The organism is Rhodoferax lacus (assembly GCF_003415675.1).
Taxonomy (GTDB): domain Bacteria; phylum Pseudomonadota; class Gammaproteobacteria; order Burkholderiales; family Burkholderiaceae_C; genus Allorhodoferax; species Allorhodoferax lacus.
The window spans coordinates 72,780-88,466 of sequence record NZ_QFZK01000006.1 but is presented as its reverse complement, the minus strand read 5'-3'; the positions used below and the strand labels follow the sequence as shown (position 1 = coordinate 88,466).

General features: G+C 62.4%; 13 protein-coding genes. 5 read left to right on the top strand and 8 right to left on the bottom strand.

Features of this window, described 5'->3' with window-relative positions; all coding sequences use genetic code 11:
• Positions 1 to 4: 4 nt before the first annotated feature.
• The gene (locus DIC66_RS11705) at positions 5 to 703 is read right to left on the bottom strand and encodes a dienelactone hydrolase family protein (protein ID WP_117177358.1); all 699 of its coding nucleotides are present in this window, start codon (positions 701 to 703) and stop codon (positions 5 to 7) included.
• Positions 700 to 3,033, bottom strand: coding sequence for a putative bifunctional diguanylate cyclase/phosphodiesterase (locus tag DIC66_RS11700; protein WP_233505889.1), 2,334 nt, complete (start codon positions 3,031 to 3,033; stop codon positions 700 to 702). The genes DIC66_RS11705 and DIC66_RS11700 overlap by 4 nt, the downstream gene beginning before the upstream one ends.
• A 145-nt stretch (positions 3,034 to 3,178) precedes the next feature.
• On the opposite strand from DIC66_RS11700, the gene DIC66_RS11695 reads away from it, so the two are divergent.
• Positions 3,179 to 4,321: an HD-GYP domain-containing protein gene (locus DIC66_RS11695; protein WP_147321294.1), complete on the top strand. Its 1,143-nt coding sequence runs from the start codon at positions 3,179 to 3,181 to the stop codon at positions 4,319 to 4,321.
• Between the two features lie 334 nt (positions 4,322 to 4,655).
• On the opposite strand, the gene DIC66_RS11690 is transcribed toward DIC66_RS11695, so the two are convergent.
• Genes DIC66_RS11690 through tauA form a run of 3 tightly spaced genes read right to left on the bottom strand, consistent with a single transcriptional unit; the run spans position 4,656 to position 7,250 of the window.
• Complete coding sequence (locus DIC66_RS11690) at positions 4,656 to 5,468, bottom strand: ABC transporter permease subunit (protein WP_117177354.1); 813 nt, start codon at positions 5,466 to 5,468, stop codon at positions 4,656 to 4,658.
• Complete coding sequence (locus tag DIC66_RS11685) at positions 5,461 to 6,249, bottom strand: taurine ABC transporter ATP-binding protein (protein WP_117177352.1); 789 nt, start codon at positions 6,247 to 6,249, stop codon at positions 5,461 to 5,463. The genes DIC66_RS11690 and DIC66_RS11685 overlap by 8 nt, the downstream gene beginning before the upstream one ends.
• 23 nt (positions 6,250 to 6,272) lie before the next feature.
• The gene (gene tauA / locus DIC66_RS11680; protein ID WP_199534728.1) at positions 6,273 to 7,250 is read right to left on the bottom strand and encodes a taurine ABC transporter substrate-binding protein; all 978 of its coding nucleotides are present in this window, start codon (positions 7,248 to 7,250) and stop codon (positions 6,273 to 6,275) included.
• Between the two features lie 262 nt (positions 7,251 to 7,512).
• On the opposite strand from tauA, the gene DIC66_RS11675 reads away from it, so the two are divergent.
• Positions 7,513 to 7,938, top strand: coding sequence for a nuclear transport factor 2 family protein (locus DIC66_RS11675; protein ID WP_233505888.1), 426 nt, complete (start codon positions 7,513 to 7,515; stop codon positions 7,936 to 7,938).
• Between the two features lie 2 nt (positions 7,939 to 7,940).
• A complete protein-coding gene (locus DIC66_RS11670; RefSeq protein ID WP_233505887.1) occupies positions 7,941 to 9,353 on the top strand; it encodes an NAD(P)/FAD-dependent oxidoreductase in 1,413 nt (470 codons plus the stop codon).
• Between the two features lie 451 nt (positions 9,354 to 9,804).
• Here the strand turns inward: DIC66_RS11670 and DIC66_RS22900 are convergent, their stop codons facing one another.
• Both DIC66_RS22900 and DIC66_RS11660 read right to left on the bottom strand, forming a co-directional pair.
• Entirely contained in the window at positions 9,805 to 10,350 is a 546-nt protein-coding gene (locus DIC66_RS22900) for a hypothetical protein (RefSeq protein WP_147321293.1), read from the bottom strand.
• Positions 10,351 to 10,752: 402 nt separating this feature from the next.
• Positions 10,753 to 12,318 carry a GIY-YIG nuclease family protein gene (locus DIC66_RS11660; RefSeq protein WP_117177342.1) on the bottom strand — a complete coding sequence of 522 codons (1,566 nt, stop codon included), beginning with the start codon at positions 12,316 to 12,318 and terminating at the stop codon, positions 10,753 to 10,755.
• Positions 12,319 to 12,647: 329 nt separating this feature from the next.
• Between DIC66_RS11660 and DIC66_RS11655 the strand changes: the two genes are divergently transcribed.
• Positions 12,648 to 13,091, top strand: a complete 444-nt coding sequence (locus DIC66_RS11655; protein ID WP_117177340.1) for an excalibur calcium-binding domain-containing protein — start codon at positions 12,648 to 12,650, stop codon at positions 13,089 to 13,091.
• Here the strand turns inward: DIC66_RS11655 and DIC66_RS11650 are convergent.
• Positions 13,088 to 13,999 (bottom strand): EamA family transporter, encoded by a 912-nt coding sequence (locus DIC66_RS11650; protein ID WP_117177338.1) that lies wholly within the window; start codon positions 13,997 to 13,999, stop codon positions 13,088 to 13,090. The two genes, DIC66_RS11655 and DIC66_RS11650, sit on opposite strands and share 4 nt — an antisense overlap.
• 110 nt (positions 14,000 to 14,109) lie before the next feature.
• Between DIC66_RS11650 and pdxR the strand changes: the two genes are divergently transcribed.
• Positions 14,110 to 15,663, top strand: coding sequence for a MocR-like pyridoxine biosynthesis transcription factor PdxR (pdxR, locus tag DIC66_RS11645; RefSeq protein WP_117177588.1), 1,554 nt, complete (start codon positions 14,110 to 14,112; stop codon positions 15,661 to 15,663).
• The last annotated feature ends 24 nt before the right edge of the window (positions 15,664 to 15,687 follow it).

The following is a 15,687-nucleotide window of genomic DNA, read 5'->3' as shown; positions in this document are numbered from 1 at the left end:
GGACTCAGCCCAGGTTTTCCGCCAGCCACTGCAGCGTGCGCCCACGTGCCAATGCAGCAGCGCGCTGGTTGTACAGGGGGCGGCTCCAGCAGTTGAAGCCATGGCCCACGCCGGGGTACACATGGAACTGTGCGTTGCTGCGCCCGGCAAAGGCGGCCTGCACGGCGGCCACAGCCGTGGGGGGAATGTGGTCATCCAGCTCGGCGTAGTGGAACAGGATGGGCGCCTGAATGGCAGGTGCCTGCTCCAGGTTGTTCTGGATGCCGCCGCCGTAGTAGCACACCGCGCCGTCCACCGCGCCCGTAGCAGCCAGTGCATACGACAGGCGCCCGCCCATGCAGAAGCCCAGGGAGGCAATCTTGCCCGTCACCTCGGGGCGCTCGCGCAGGGCTTGCGCTGCGGACTGCAAATCCCGCACGGTGTTGGGTGCGTCCAGGTTGGTCATGTATTGGTAGGCGAATTTTGTGTCGGCCTCGGTGTACTGCAGGTCCACACCGGGCTTCTGGCGCCAGAAGATATCGGGTGCCAGCACCACATAGCCGTCCATGGCGTACTGGTCGGCCACCGCGCGTATGTGTTCGTTCACGCCCCAGATTTCCTGGATCAGGATCAGGCCGGGGCCCGTGCCCTTGGGTGGCAGCGACAGGTAAGCGCTGAAGGACTGGCCGTCGTAGCTGGGGATGGAAACATGGGATGCATTCATGCAAGGGACTCCTGAAGGGTTTGGGGTACAGATTCCAGCCACTGCGGGTGGGAATTCCAGCGCTGCAACCAGTCGGGGATGGCGTCGCCAATCATAGGCCTTGCGATGCCATAGCCCTGGGCCGCCTCGCAGCCCATTTGCAGCAGCAGTGCACCATGGGCCTGGGTTTCCACGCCCTCGGCAATCACCTCGCGGCCAAAGGAGCGGGCCAGGCCCAGCACGCCGCGCAGAATGGCCTGGTCTTCGGTGTTTTGCAGCATGTCGCGCACAAAACTCTGGTCGATTTTCAGGATGTGCACGGGCAGCTGGCGCAGGTAGGTGAGGGACGAATAGCCGGTGCCAAAGTCATCCAGTGCGAAGTCAACGCCCAAGGCCTTGCAGGCGCCGATGACGGCGGTGACCTGCTGCATCTCCTGCAGGGCGCTGGTCTCCAGAATCTCGAACTGCAGGTCGCCCGGCCGCAGGTCCGGGTAACGCTGCAGCAGGGCCTGCAGGCGCTGCACAAAGTCCGGCTGCTGCAACTGCAGGGCGCCCACATTCACACTGACGGGAATGTGCAGGCCCACACTGCGCCAGCGCCCTTGCTGGGCCAGGGCCGCGTCCATCACCCACTCGCCCACGTCGATGGAGAGCTGGTGCTCTTCAATGGCCGGCAAGAAGCTCAGTGGCGGCATCAGCCCGCGCTCGGGGTGCTGCCAGCGAATCAGCGCTTCCACGCCGATCAACTGGCCGCTGCGCATGTTTACCTTGGGCTGGTAGTGCAGCACAAACTCCTTGCGGCACAAGGCCTGGCGCATGCGCTCCAGGCTCTCGAAGTGGCCGCGCATATCGCTGTCGCGCTGGGTGTCGAACACGTGGTAGCGGTTCTTGCCTGCCAGCTTGGCCTGGTACATGGCCTGATCGGCCTGGCGCAGCAATTGGTCGGCATCCAGTTCAGCAGACTGCGGGTAGCTGGTGACGCCCACGCTGGCCGAAATGCGCAGGGTGAGCCCGTCAATGTGAAAGGGCTCTGCGGTGGCGGCAATCAGCCCGGCTATAAGGGGCAGCACCGTCTCGCTCTCTTCCAGGTCTACCAGGATGGCCACGAACTCGTCCCCGCCCAGGCGCGCCAGCGTATCGCCATCGCGCAGGTGGTCCTGCAGCCGGTGGCCCAGCGCCACCAACAGCCTGTCGCCCACGGCATGGCCATACTGGTCGTTGACGCTCTTGAAGCCGTCCAGGTCCAGGTAGGCCACCATCACCTTTTGCCCACGCCGTGCAGCCTGTGCCATGGCCTGTTGCAGCCGGTCCGACAGCAGCAGGCGGTTGGGCAAGCCTGTCAGCGCATCGAAATGGGCAATGCTTTCCAGCTCCAGCTGGTAGCGCTTGAGCGGGGTGATGTCCGAGAACAGCGCCACATGCTGTACCACCTGGCCCTGGTCATTGCGCACCGTGCTGATGGTCAGCAGCTCGGCATATTCTTCGCCGTCCTTGCGACGGTTCCAGACTTCGCCACTCCAATAGCCCGCCTGCAGCAGGCTGGTCCACATCAGGCGGTAAAACTCCTTGCCCTGGCGGCCCGAGCTCAGCAGCCGGGCGTTCTTGCCCAGTACCTCGCTGCGGCTGTAGCCGGTAATGCGGCAAAAGGCCTCATTCACATCCACCAGCACGCCGTCGGGGTCGGAGACCATGATGCCCTCCCGCGCATGCTGAAACACCAGGCCGGCAAGCTCCAGCTGCTTCTCGGCCCGCTTGCGTTCGGTGATATCCCGGGCAATGAAAATGAAGTGCGGCGCCCCTCCCACGCTGCTGGCCAGGGGGGCCACCGACAGGTCAAACCAGCACTCGCCTTGCGGCAAGTCCAGCGCATAGCGCAGGCCGGCAGAAAACCCTTTGCGGCCTGCCTCGTCCATGGCCTGCTGACAGACCGCGGAGGCTTGGGGCGGCAGTATGTCAGCAAAGCACTTGCCCAGAAAAAGCTCGGGAGGTGCTGCCAGCAAATCACTGCGGTGGGACTGGTACTGGTGGATACGGCCATCCAGCGAGACTTCAAACATCAGGTCCGGCAAGGCGCCGAGTGTGGCCTGCAACTTGTTGTTGGCGTGGCTCAGGGCGGCCTGGGCCTGCATGAAATTTCCGATCAGCCGGTTGATCAGCACAAACAGCATGCAGGAGGTCACCACCACAAACAGCCAGCCCTTGCCCATGCTGACCCGTTGTGCGGTAAGGACGTCGCTGAACAGCCAGGCCACCAGGCTGTCGGACAGCCAGATCCACAAGGAGGCAAACAGGGCGTACTGCCCCACAATGCGCCAGGCTGCATCTCCGCCCGGCATGTATTTATTCTGCATAGTGCACATGGACCTTGAAGGTCTCAATTTGATTTTCGCAACGATGGGGCTACTGTAGCGGCAACTTCAAATAAAGTGCGCAAACCACCCGCTGCGGGTGATACAAACAAGCACAAGCCAAAAAACCACCACAGGGAATGCCACATTGAAAGTATTGCGCCTACCCCGCTCGAAAGTTGAACTCGGCAAACCCCTGCCCTGGAACGTGCGGGACGAGGACGGCAAACTGCTGCTGTCCAAAGGCCACGTGGTGCAAACCGAACACCAGCTCGACCAGGTGCTGGAGCGCGGTGCTTTTGTGGATGCGGAAGAGGTCCGTGAATCCGCGCGCGCTGCTGAAAGCTCCGCGGTAGCCCAGCCCGTGCGGCCCTTCGGCCTATTGCAGGCCTGGGACAAGACCGGGGCCGATTTGCAGGCCCTGCTGGCCGATGTGGCCGGGCCGGATTTCCCGGCCAGGGTGGAGCAATTTGCGCTGCACCTCATCCGCCTGCTCGACACCCATCCGGACATTGCCCTGTACCGCTGCGTGCGCCAGGAAAACGCCCAGCATTACTGGTATGGCTACACGCACAGCGTGCACGCGGCCGTGCTGTGTGTGCTGATGGCGCGCCAGCTGCAGTGGCCCGCAGAACGCATGCTGTGCCTGGCCAAGGCAGCACTCACCATGAACCTGTCCATCATGGAGCTGCAAGGCCAGATGGCCGGACAGGACGTGCCCGTGAAAGACAAGCAGCGCGAAAAAATAGGCCTGCACCCCGCCGCCGCCGCTGACCTGCTGCGCCAGGCCGGCGTGAAAGACGAAGAGTGGCTGGGTGCCATCGAACAGCACCATGAGCGCAGCGATGGCAGCGGCTACCCCAAGGGCCAGAAAACCATCAGCGAAATGGCCGTGGCCCTGCGTGTGGCCGATGTGTTCATGGCCAAGATCAGCCCGCGTGCGCTGCGTGCAGCGTTATCGCCGCAGCAGGCCGTGCGCCAGCTGTATGCAGAAGACGCGGGTGGCCCCCTGTCCACCTCGGTGGTCAAGCAGTTTGGCCTGTACCCGCCGGGCGACTTTGTGAAGCTGGCCTCGGGCGAGCTGGCGGTGGTGGTGCAGCGCACCGCCAGTGCCAAGGCGCCCATCGTGGCGGCCATCACCGATGCGGCCGGCCATCCGGTGCAAAAGACGGTGCGCCTGGACAGCGGTGACAAGGAGCACGCCATTGTGGGTGTGGTAGATGACAAGTCCATGCTCAAGCGCCTGGCGCCCGAGCGCCTGTACGGCTTTGTGCCGGCACCCAAAGACTGAGCGCCATACCACCACCGAACCAGGGAGAAGCTTCACGTGAACGGAAACATCAAGGCAGACCTGCTGGTGCTGACAACTGCGCTGGGCTTACTGTTGCCGGCCCAGGCGGCAAGCCCGGAGGCAGGCATTCAGCTCACACCGGCACCGTTGCTGGCCAGGCCCGTGGCCGAGCCGCCAGATGCCGTCGCTACAAGCCCTGCGCCGCTTGGCGGGCCCGCTACACCGCCCGCGTCCAACCCGGGGGCAGTGCAACAGGGCACACAGCATGGCAAACCCCTGTGCAGTAAGACCAGTGCGCACTACCGGCTGCAACTGCAGGGGGGCCACTGGCTGCCTACATGCGCCCCTTCCAAGGCACCAGCCGGCGTTCCAGGCGGCGCATCAGCCAGTCAAACAGCCAAGCCACCGCACCAATAACCAGGATGCCCATCACCACAATGTCGGTGCGCAAGAAGTTGGAGGCGTTGAGCACCATCTGACCCAGGCCCACGTTGGCGGCCACCATCTCTGCGGCCACCAGCGTGGTCCAGCCAAAGCCGATGGCAATGCGCATGCCCACCAGAATCTCGGGCAGCGCTGCGGGCAGCACCACATGGCGTATCACCTGCAACGGGCCCGCACCCATGGACCAGGCGGCCTGCATCTGCTCCTGCGAGGCGCTGCGCACACCGGCGCGTGCGGCCAGCGCCAGCGGGGCAAAGCAGCTCAAGAAAATCAGCAGCACCTTGGGCACCTCGTCAATGCCGCACCAGATGATGATGAGCGGCAGATAGGCCAGCGGCGGCAGCGGGCGGTAGAACTCCAGCAGCGGATCGCAGATACCGCGCACCACCCGCGACATGCCCATGGCAAGCCCCACCGGCACGGCCAACAGCAAGGCCAGCACGAAGGCCACGCTGACGCGCAGCACGCTGGCCAGCAGGTGCTGCCATAGCGGCCTATCATTGGCCGCACCCGTGAGGTATTCCTGGAACTGCAGCAACACCGCCTGCGGCGATGGCAAAAACAGTGGCTTGACCAGGCCCAGCTGCGTCACCCCAAACCACAGCGCCAGCAGCACGCAAACAGTGACCACGCTGATGGCTGCACTGCTGCCTTCGCCCTGCACCTTGAAGCGGCTGGTCTTTTGTGGCGCGGCCTCACGCATGCGCGGCCTCCCGGTGGTGGACCAGTGCCAGCACCTCTTCGCGCATACGGATGAAGCCGGGTTCGGACTTCACGCGCCGCGCGTCGCCATGCGCCAGGAACTGGCGCGAGAACGGCAAGTCGTCCAACACATGGGTGATGCGCCCGGGGCTGGGGCTCATCACCACCAGGCGCGTGGCCAGAAACAACGCCTCTTCCACCGAGTGGGTGATGAAGAACACCATCTTGCGCGACTGCTCCCAGACGCGCAGCAAAATTTCCTGCACCTGCTCGCGCGTGAAGGCGTCCAGCGCGCCCATGGGTTCGTCCATCAGCAGGACAGCCGGGTCACAGGCCAGCGCACGCGCAATGCCCACGCGCTGCTGCATGCCGCCTGAGAGCTCATACACGGCGTGGTCTGCAAAGGCTTCCAGCCCCACTTGCCGCAGCCGCTCCAGAGCGATGCGTTCGCGTTCGCGCTTGCCCACGCCCTGCATGCGCAGGCCCAGGGCCACGTTGTCGCGCACAGTAAGCCAGGGCATCAGCGCATGCTGCTGGAACACCACGCCGCGCTCGGCACCCGGCCCGGTCACGGGCTGGCCGTCCAGCACGATCTGCCCCTCAGTCGGTGGTAAAAAGCCTGCCATGCAATTGAGCAGCGTGGTCTTGCCGCAGCCCGAGGCGCCCAGGGCCACGACAAAGTCGCCGCCTTGCAGGGTCAGGTTGACCTGTGCCAGCGCCTGCAGCGTGCCGCCCCGGGTGGCGTAGTTCACCGACAGGTCGTGTATTTCCAGTGTTGGCATGCCGCCCTCCTCGCCGCTCCGCCTTATTTGCCCAGCGCCTTCTGCACGTAGGTGGGGTTCACATAGGCGCCGTAGCTGGGCTTGAGCTCCTGCACGCGGCCCTGCTCCTTCAGAAACACTGCCGTGTCGGCCAGGGCCTTGGCCGCGCCACCGCCCAGCCACGCAGCCGAGAGCTGTTCCTGCATCGTCGGGAATTTATACAAGGCCATGGCCGCAGGCACGTCCCTGGCATCGGCCTTGGTCCACTTGGCTACGGCCTTGACCTGGGGAGAGTCCACGGTCCACCGGGCGGCGTTGCTGCGGTAGTCCTCATCGGCACGGGCCAGGGCCTTCACCAGCGCCACCATGAAGCCCTCGTTGTCACGGGCCCACTTGGCATCCACCACCAGGCCATCAAAGGTGGGGTAGCCCTTTTTGCCGATGCTGCCCGAGCTGGCAATCGTCTTGCCGTTGGCCTTGATGCGGCTGAGCACCGGGTCCCAGATGAAGGCGGCGTCGATGTCACCGCGCTCCCAGGCTGCGGCAATCTCGGGCGGGCGCATGTTGAGCACGTTCACACCCTTGGCATCCACGCCTTCGAGCTTGAGGTCCACCATCAGCTGGTAGTGCGCGGTGGACACAAAGGGCGTGGCCACCTTCTTGCCCTTGAGGTCTTTCACGCTGGCAATGCCGCTGCCATTGCGGGCCACCAGCGCCTCGGCATCGGCAATGTCGTCGAGTATCCAGAACAGGTTGAGGTTTTGCCCCTGGCTGACCGCTGCGGCAAAGGGGCTGGAGCCCGCCTCGCCAATCTGCACATCGCCCGAGGCCATGGCGCGTATCACGTCACCGCCACCACCAAACATGCGCCAGTGGATTTTGTAGCCGGTGGCCTTTTCCAGTTCACCCGACTCCATCACCGTGCGCAGCGGCACCAGCATGTCCTGGTGGGCAAAGGTGACTTCCCGGGTCTGGGCAAACACGTTGGCGGCCAGGGCCAGGCTGGCCAGAGCCAGAAACATGCAGCGAAAAAGGGAGTGGGTCTTGAAGGCTGTCATGTATTTTTTCCGATGCGAATTGAAGGGCTGCGCGCCTGTGTCTGCGGGCAGAGCCAAAGTTCCAAGTGTGCACCGAAATGGTACTGCCTTGGCGCAGCGTGTTGCGGGCGCCTGTGGGCGCCCCAAAGTGAGCGCCCTGGCTGCATAGAACACGCCGCTCTGGCTCTACCGCAGCCCGGCCCTGCGCCCTAGTCTTGGCTCCTTTGCCATGCACTGGAGCCCCGACTTGACGAACGCACACCCACCGGTCACCGAGGCCACCCTGGCCGCCTTCAGCCTGGCCTGGAACCAGCATGATGTGGAGGCGCTGATGTCCTTCATGGCAGACGACTGCGTGTTTGAAACCGCCGCCGGGCCCGAAGCCTTTGGCACCCGCCATGTGGGCCTGGAGGCCGTGCGCCACGCCTTTGCCGCCGCCTGGGCTGCCGTGCCCGATGCGCAGTGGCTGCACGGCCAGCATGTTGTGCAGGGCGACTTTGGCGTCTCGCAATGGACCTTTGTGGGCACAGCCGCGGACGGCAGCCGCATCGAGAGCGATGGCGTCGACATTTTCGCCTTCCAGAATGGCAAGATCCTCAGCAAGAAGGTGTTCCGCAAGGCCCGGCCCAACCTGCCTGCCGTCCTGCCCGCCAACGCAGCGGCAAAGGCATGAGCATGGCTACCCCAGCAAGCCAGGCCTACAACCCGATCTACGACCCGCTGCTGGCCCCGGACCCCGGCACCGGCAGCCACTACGCCCCCAGCTACTGGGTGGCCACTGCCGGTGAGCCGCCGGAAGACGACGGCCCGCTGCTGGGTGACAGCGTGGCCGATGTGGTGGTCATAGGTGCGGGCTCCACTGGCATGTCGACTGCGCTCTACCTGGCGCAAGAGCACGGCATACAGGCCGTGGTGCTGGAGGCCAACCGCGCCGCCTGGGGTTGCTCCAGCCGCAGCGGCGGCCAAGGCCAGAACGCCAGCGGGCGCCTGACCCGCTCTCAGTGGATAGGGCGCTGGGGCCTGGATGTGGCCAAGAAAATGGACACCGAAATCCGCACCGGCTTTGAGAACTTCAAGGCGCTCACCCAGGACATTGACTGCGACGCCTTTGATGGCGGCCACCTGTATCTGGCCCACCGCCCCAAGAAGCTGGAGTACCTGAAGAACGAGGCCCGCGTGCGGCGCGACATCTTTGGCTACGACACCCGCCTGCTCACGCCCGAAGAAGTGCGCAGCCGCTACTGCGACGAGCGCGAGCACCTGGGCGCCCTGTACGAACACGAAGGCGTGGGCATACACCCACTCAAGTTCACCTTCGGCCTGATCCGCCGGGCCCGCGCCCTGGGTGTGCGCCTGCACCCTGCCAGCCCGGTGCAGGGCTGGGAGACCGGTGCCGACGGCATCCACACCCTGCACACGCCCACCGGCACGGTGCGCGCGCGGCGCGTGGCCGTGTGCACCGGCGGCTACACCGGCCAGCGCTTGAGCCCGCACACGCACAACAAGCTGCTGCCCATCCTGTCGAACTCGGTGGTGACCCGCCCGCTGACCGATGCCGAGCTGGCCGCCACCAATTTTGTCTCGCAGACCTTTCTGACCGACACCCGCACCCTTCGCTTTTACTACCGCCTGCTGCCCGACAAGCGCCTGCAACTGGGCAGCCGCAGTTCCATCACCGGCGCCGACGCGCAGGACCCGGCCCACCTCAAGCTGTTGACGGATGCCATCGCGCGCAAGTTCCCGCCGCTGGCGGGCATACAGATTGACTACTCGTGGTGGGGCTGGGTGGACGTGAGCCACGACATGATGCCGCGCATCGCCCGCCCCGACCCGAAGCAAACCGTGTGGTACGCCGTGGGCTATGGCGGCAACGGCGTGTCCTTCTCCACCTGGGCCGGCAAGCGCCTGGCCGAGCGCGTGGCCGGCAAGGACGCGGGGCAGGAGGTCTTCCAGCTGCCCATCTACAACACGCCGCTGCAGTACCCCAATCTTTTCAACGTGGTGAGCGCCGAAGCCTTTGCGCCGTTTCGCCGCTTTGGGCAGTTCTTTTTGTACAAGTGGTACTGGCTGCGCGACGAAAAGATATGAATGGGTGAACACTTCCATCCCCAGGAACTGTGAATGGAGCTGTGGATAAGGTCTGTGCAACTACCCCGGACCCGCATGCCTGTTGGGCTGGCAGCCCATGCCCAAAAACCATGCAGATCGTTTTGGCGGATGTGTTAGGGAGTTGAAGACTCTTTAGGGCTGGAAGCGGGTCTTCAAATACGTCCGGTATCTGGCGGTCAGAGTTCTCGCACCGGCGGGTGGGTGCGCAGGAGGGGCAAGGGCGGGCTCCTCATGGTTGAGCACCACAAATCGTCGCCCGGCATACCCCCTTCCCGCGCAGCGGGTGAAAAAGCCTTAAGACCGCAAACGCACCCCAGCCGAATCCTGACTTGGGTTGGAAGCGGTCGCTCAAAGCGTGGGTTTAAAGTTCGACCTAACCGGACCGTGGAGGCAGGCGCCGCAGCGGTCCGGTTGAGAGATGGTTTAGGCGTCATTGCACATAGTTGTAGAGGTACTTTGCGATGTGACTTGTCCGAGGTCCATTTAGAGAACGTGGCAGTGGCGGGACATCAATGTTGTTTTGGGAGGCAAGGTTTCGCAGTACTCGAAGCGTTGCCTTTACAGCAACCTGGAGCTCTCGTGGATTGAGGGCGGCTGCTTCCCACACTCCATTTGGATCCAGAACTCCAGTCTCGTCCAAATGCATAAGGTCCCGATCTCGCAGGTGCTTCAAAGGCACGGCTATGGCGCAAAGTTGGTCAAGCAATCCCTTGTTATTGTCCATGGCAGCAAGGAAGGCGGCTGAATTTGTCCTTTCAATGTACCAAATGGATGCAGTTTGACGCCCTAGTTCGAAAACCTTGGCACATTTTGATATGTAGTCGTTAAAGAGAGCGTTGAAGCACAATTTTGCAAACAGATGTGTGGGTTGCCCGGCGGCAGCGAAGCCTTGTGTACAGATCCAAGCCATCTGGGCTCGCTGAAGCTGATCGAGGTTTGCAGCTATCGCAGCAAGGTAGCGTTTGCTAGGGTTCATGGGGCTTAACTTTGATATATCCCGCAGCTTTGCGGGATAACGAGGGATCCCGTCAGAAAACATCGCGATGAATGTCTGGAATTTATCTTGAAAATCATGTACCTACGTCTATAGACAGCATTTGGGTACGGGCATATTGATAGTGCAATGTCGGCAAGTGAATATTGAGCCAGTACATCACACGATCGACTACTTCGCGAGATTGGGGACTTCGACGCGAATGCTGAACATTCCGCAATTGGGGGAACCCTTTGAGTGACTGCTTTCGCGGCAATGCGGGTCTAGTATTTTCCACATGGCCGACATTCAGCTTTGAGGTGCCGAATCGGAAAAAAGTTATCGGCTCCGCCGGGCCTATTGCGGGTGCAAGGCCTCTGTAGTCTGCCAACTCCAGAGCAGTCATTAGACTTTCTTTTTTTGCGAGGGCTTTGTAAGTGCCCCCTCAAAAGTCATTCCAGAGGCCATCCTTCTCCGGACTGTGGAGACAGACAGGCCAAATGCACGACACGCATCAATAATTGCCGCATAGGTCTTACCCTGAACGGTAATCGCCTTTGCATGGTTTGAGCGAGCCTCAGGCGGTGGATCAATCTCAAATGCTTGATTCAAGGTCCATCCATAGTCTTTCAATCGTTTGTGAACGAGCCTAGGATCCAACCCAAATGATTTCGCGGCAATAGCTCTACTGGGAAACAATTTGCCTGCAACTACAATTTCGACACCGTTGACGCTGACCGGCTTAGGTACTGGAGAGGTAAGTCCATACGCCTGTTCAACAGTCCAACCTTTCCGAATTCGTGCGCTGGCCAGAGAAGGTTCAACCCCATACCTTTTCGCTGCCGCAGTGCGACTGGAAAATGTCGCCCCATCAACAACGACGGGGGTCCCGCTCACTTCGTGTTTATTCTTGTCCTGTAAGTCAAACGCCTGCTCGGCAGTTAACCCAGCCCGGAGCCTTTGTGCCACCTTACCTACAGCAAGACCAAAATGGGCTGCTGCTTCTGCAAGACTTGGGAAGGATTGACCACTAACTGCGATCGCCTTGCCTGTAGTTTTGCGAGGTGGTCGAGGATCCAGTCCAAATGCCTGACGCCTATCCCATCCATTATTGAGCCTAGATCGTACAGCGGATTCGCTCAGCCCAAATGCTTTGCATGCCCATTTGAAGTTTATGTAAGCGACACCATCAACTTCAAAAGTGTTCCTTCGAGGTTGGCGATCGGGTGGAGGACTCAAGCCAAAGGTTTGCTCCTGAGTCCATCCGTACCGCTTCAACCGTTGTACAGCAGTACCTTCTTGAATCTTGAAATAACGTGCGGCAGCATTTAGGCTAATAAAAGTCTTGTCATCAACGATGATCTCGTTGCCGACTGTTTCGCCAGCTGAGCCACCACGTGTTTGGTTATATCCAACTTCGAGAGACCGAAACTGCTCGATAAGTTGTATCTCGAGAAGGTGCAAGTTTCGCCTGTCCGAGGCACACGCAATGTACTCAAAAGAAAAGTTCTCTATGCCATCCCGTTGCATGGCCTGATGAAGTAGATAGCCTTGCCCTTTGACACCATCGGAAAGATGTTGCTTCCACCGATGTCTGAGACTGCGAGCGGTGATACCAACATAGGGTTCGTTCGTCAGTCTATTTGTAATCAGGTACGCCTTGTAGGTCGCCTGATCATCGACTTCACGTGTAATTTCCTCTAGGATTTCATGAACTGGCTTGGGAAGTGCGTGATTTACCCTGGGCAGTGCACCGAAGTCCTTTAGGTACTTCCGTACAGTAGTTCGCCGCTTAGCGTAGGCTTCACGGGTGTAGTCACTCAGACATGCACGGCACCATGGATGAAGGCCTAACACTCCCTGCTTAAAACTTGAAAAGTAGTTGGCATCGGCAGGTTTCCAGTCGGCACACTTGGTGCACTGCTTTTCTGTTTGTCCGCTTCTTTCACGAACTTTGCTGCGAATTGACATACGTAGCCAGCAGCATATCAAGGTCTGCTCCCGCGGCCAAGAATTCAACCACCCCCCCCCAATTCCTCACGCATTCCCCTCGCTACGGACCGATCGAGCGTGCCCAGCAGACTAATGTTTCCGGCGCAGGTATCGGACGCAGGTTGTAGCACTGCCAGGTCTCTGCCACATCAAACTGGCTGCGCGCGCGCTGCCTTCCATGAAGCGCCACATGTCCTCGCCGGTAGCGGTGCCCGACAGGGCGCTGCCCGCCCTCCCGCAGCACCCGATGTACGGTGGCGTTGGGCTTTTCGCAGATACTGCGACACCACAAACTGTTTACGTCCCCCATGCTCAAATCGTTCGCCTTGGCACTGGTGTTGGCCCCCTTTCTGCTCGCGTCGACTGCAGTGGCAGCCACTCAGATTTACAAGTGCAACGTCAACGGCTCCGTGCGGTATCAGCAGGACCCCTGTCCGTCAAATGAGGTGCGCAAGCAGCCCACGGTCGAAGAACTCAATGCCGAGCGACAAAAGCAATTGGCCAAAGACAAAGAGTTGCCCGCACGTGCCAAGTTCCAAGCCCCTCCCTTGGCCGCCACTGAGGCATTGAATGAAATGCCGACCAAGGCATCTGCTTCACCCATGCCCTCTTTCCAGTGCGATGGCCGAAAATATTGCTCTCAAATGACTTCATGCGCCGAGGCGAAATATTTCCTGGCCCACTGTCCTGGCGTCAAAATGGATGGGGATGCAGACGGCATTCCGTGCGAAGAACAGTGGTGCGCTCCCTAAAACACCAGCCGCAGGAAACGCCCACCCAACTGGTTCACCAGCAGCCCCAGCAACACGCCCACTGTGCCCAGCACCTGCAGCAAGCTAAGCTGCTCGTCAAAGGCCACATAGGCCGACAGCAGCCCTACCACCGGCACCAGCAGCGAGAACGGTGCCACCCGCCCGACCGGAAAGCGCTTGAGCAGACCAGTCCACAGCGTGTAGGCCAAGAGCGTGGCCAGCAGGGCCAGAAACAGGATGGCCAGGAACTCGCGCAGGCTCAGGTGCAGCACCGCCTGCAACACCGGCTGCACGCCGTCGAGCGCACAGGCCATGGCCAGGAACGGGAGTATGGGCACCAGGCTGCTCCAGACAATGAAGGCAAACGGGTCATAGCTTGCGGACTGGCGGCCCATGAAGCGCACCGCCAGGTTGGCGCTGGCCCACATCAACGCCGCCCCCAGGCTGAAGAAGAAGCCGATCAGCGTCATCTGCCCCGGTAGACTGCCGTGGCTGGAGGCCAGCACCACCAGGCCGCCTGCAGCCAACAGCAGACCCAGCCACTGGTAGCCGCGCGCACGCTCGCCCAGCAGCGGCACGGCCAGTAGCATGGTGAAGAAGGCCTGGGCCTGCAGCACCACCGAGGCCATGCCGGCCGTCATGCCCAGTGCCAGGCCGGTAAACAGCAGGCCAAACTGGCCCACGCCCTGCAGCAGACCATAGAGCACGATAAAGCGCCACGGCACATTGGGGCGGCGCACCCACAGCACAAAGGGAAGGGACGCTGCGGCAAAGCGCAAGGCCCCCAGCAGCATGGGGCCCAGGCCGGGCAGGGCCACCTTCATGGCCACAAAGTTGAGGCCCCAGATCACCACCACGGTCAGGGCCTTGAAGTAGTCCAGGCGGGAGAAGGCATGGCTATCGGACATAAGGGGTCATGCGGGCAGGCTCGTAAAGTGGACGCAGCGCACGCCCGGGTGGCGCGATAGTTGCAAGCGTTGGAGCATACATGCTGACCACCCCGCCCACCAGGAGCCAGATGCCCGCTACCGGCCATGCCAGTGCGCGCAGCGCGCCCATTCCCGATACCAGCGCACCGCAGTGGGAGCAGCTACTGGGCCTGCCCGAGCGCCCCGGCATGAAGCTGCAGGCGCGCCTGCGCGAGGCCGTGGTGCAGGCCATCCTGGCCGGGCGGCTGGCACCGGGCACGGCTCTGCCCTCCTCGCGCGAGCTCTGCACGCTGCTGCGCCTGAGCCGCAACACAGTGACTGCCGCCTACCAGCAGTTGATGGATGATGGCTACCTGGAGTCACGCCTGCGCAGCGGCGTGTATGTGGCCGCGCAGGCGCGCCCGCTGGCGGCCGATCTGGCGCTGGCCCGCAACGACCCGTTTCGCGGGCCCGAAGCACCCAGTGATGTGGCTCCCGACTGGCCGGCCCGCGTGCGGCGCTCGCGCAGCACGGAGCGCTTCTTCAGCAAGCCCGCGCGCTGGCAGGACTACCCTTACCCCTTTGTTTACGGCGCCAGCGACGACAAGGGCTTTCCGCTGGAAGGCTTTCGCGAGTGCTGCGCCCTCACCCTCAGCCGCGCCCAGTTGCCGGAGTGGACGCATGACCTGGAGAGTGCCGATGTGCCGCAACTGGTGGAGCAGATCCGCCAGCGCGTGCTGCCCGCACGCGGGGTGTTTGCCCGTGCCGAGGAAATCCTCATCACCTGCGGCTCGCAGCATGCCTGTGCGCTGCTCTCTGAGGCCCTGTTTGACAGCAGCACCCGCCTGGGCCTGGAAGAGCCCGGCCACCCGCATGCGCGCAACAGCCTGTCGGCCCGCAGCCCGCAGCTGCTGGGCATTGCCGTGGATGCGCAGGGCCTGGTGGTGGATGGGCTGCCCGCGCTGGACTATGTGTATGTCACGCCCTCGCACCAAAGCCCCACCACCCATGCCATGAGCCTGGAGCGCCGACAGTGGCTGCTGCGCAAGGCCGAGCTGCAGAACTTTGCCATCATCGAAGACGACTACGAAGCCGAGAACCTGTACCAGGGCGCACCCATGCCCGCCCTCAAAAGCCTGGACCGCACCGGGCGCGTGGTCTACATCGGCTCGGTCTCCAAGAGCCTGTCGCCCGCGCTGCGGCTGGGTTATATCGTCGCCTCCAGCGCGCTGATTGCCACGCTGCGCCAGACCCGCCACGCCATGCTGCGCCACCCCAGCGCCTTCCTGCAGCAGGCCTATGCCATGTACCTGTCATTGGGCCACCACGAGACCCATGCGCGGCGCATCAACGCCGAGATGCTGCAGCGCCTGGAACGCCTGGGCCAGGCGCTGCAGCAGCACCTGCCCGACTTCCGCTTTGAGCAACCGCACGGCGGGGCCTCGCTCTGGGTACAGGCACCTGCAGATATGGACACGGCGCAACTGGCGCTGCTGGCGCAGCAGTTCGGCGTGCTGATCGAGCCGGGGGCCAGCTTCTTTTTGAACCCACCCACGCCCTGCCCTTTTTTCCGGCTGCGCATTTCGTCGATCGGCCTGAACCAGATCGAGCCGGGCATTGCGGCGCTGGCACGTGCGGTCCATCAGCTTCAGGGACAGGGCTGAAGGGGAGCGCGGCAAGCCGCTACG

What these genes read in the sequence shown, in the direction of transcription:
- DIC66_RS11705 (WP_117177358.1), bottom strand. Translation starts at nt 703, where the DNA reads ATGAATGCATCCCATGTTTCCATCCCCAGCTACGACGGCCAGTCCTTC.
- DIC66_RS11660 (WP_117177342.1), bottom strand. Translation starts at nt 12,318, where the DNA reads ATGTCAATTCGCAGCAAAGTTCGTGAAAGAAGCGGACAAACAGAAAAG.
- DIC66_RS11690 (WP_117177354.1), bottom strand. Translation starts at nt 5,468, where the DNA reads ATGCGTGAGGCCGCGCCACAAAAGACCAGCCGCTTCAAGGTGCAGGGC.
- DIC66_RS11650 (WP_117177338.1), bottom strand. Translation starts at nt 13,999, where the DNA reads ATGTCCGATAGCCATGCCTTCTCCCGCCTGGACTACTTCAAGGCCCTG.
- DIC66_RS11670 (WP_233505887.1), top strand. Translation starts at nt 7,941, where the DNA reads ATGGCTACCCCAGCAAGCCAGGCCTACAACCCGATCTACGACCCGCTG.
- DIC66_RS11700 (WP_233505889.1), bottom strand. Translation starts at nt 3,033, where the DNA reads ATGCAGAATAAATACATGCCGGGCGGAGATGCAGCCTGGCGCATTGTG.
- DIC66_RS22900 (WP_147321293.1), bottom strand. Translation starts at nt 10,350, where the DNA reads ATGAACCCTAGCAAACGCTACCTTGCTGCGATAGCTGCAAACCTCGAT.
- DIC66_RS11655 (WP_117177340.1), top strand. Translation starts at nt 12,648, where the DNA reads ATGCTCAAATCGTTCGCCTTGGCACTGGTGTTGGCCCCCTTTCTGCTC.
- tauA (WP_199534728.1), bottom strand. Translation starts at nt 7,250, where the DNA reads ATGTTTCTGGCTCTGGCCAGCCTGGCCCTGGCCGCCAACGTGTTTGCC.
- pdxR (WP_117177588.1), top strand. Translation starts at nt 14,110, where the DNA reads ATGCCCGCTACCGGCCATGCCAGTGCGCGCAGCGCGCCCATTCCCGAT.
- DIC66_RS11685 (WP_117177352.1), bottom strand. Translation starts at nt 6,249, where the DNA reads ATGCCAACACTGGAAATACACGACCTGTCGGTGAACTACGCCACCCGG.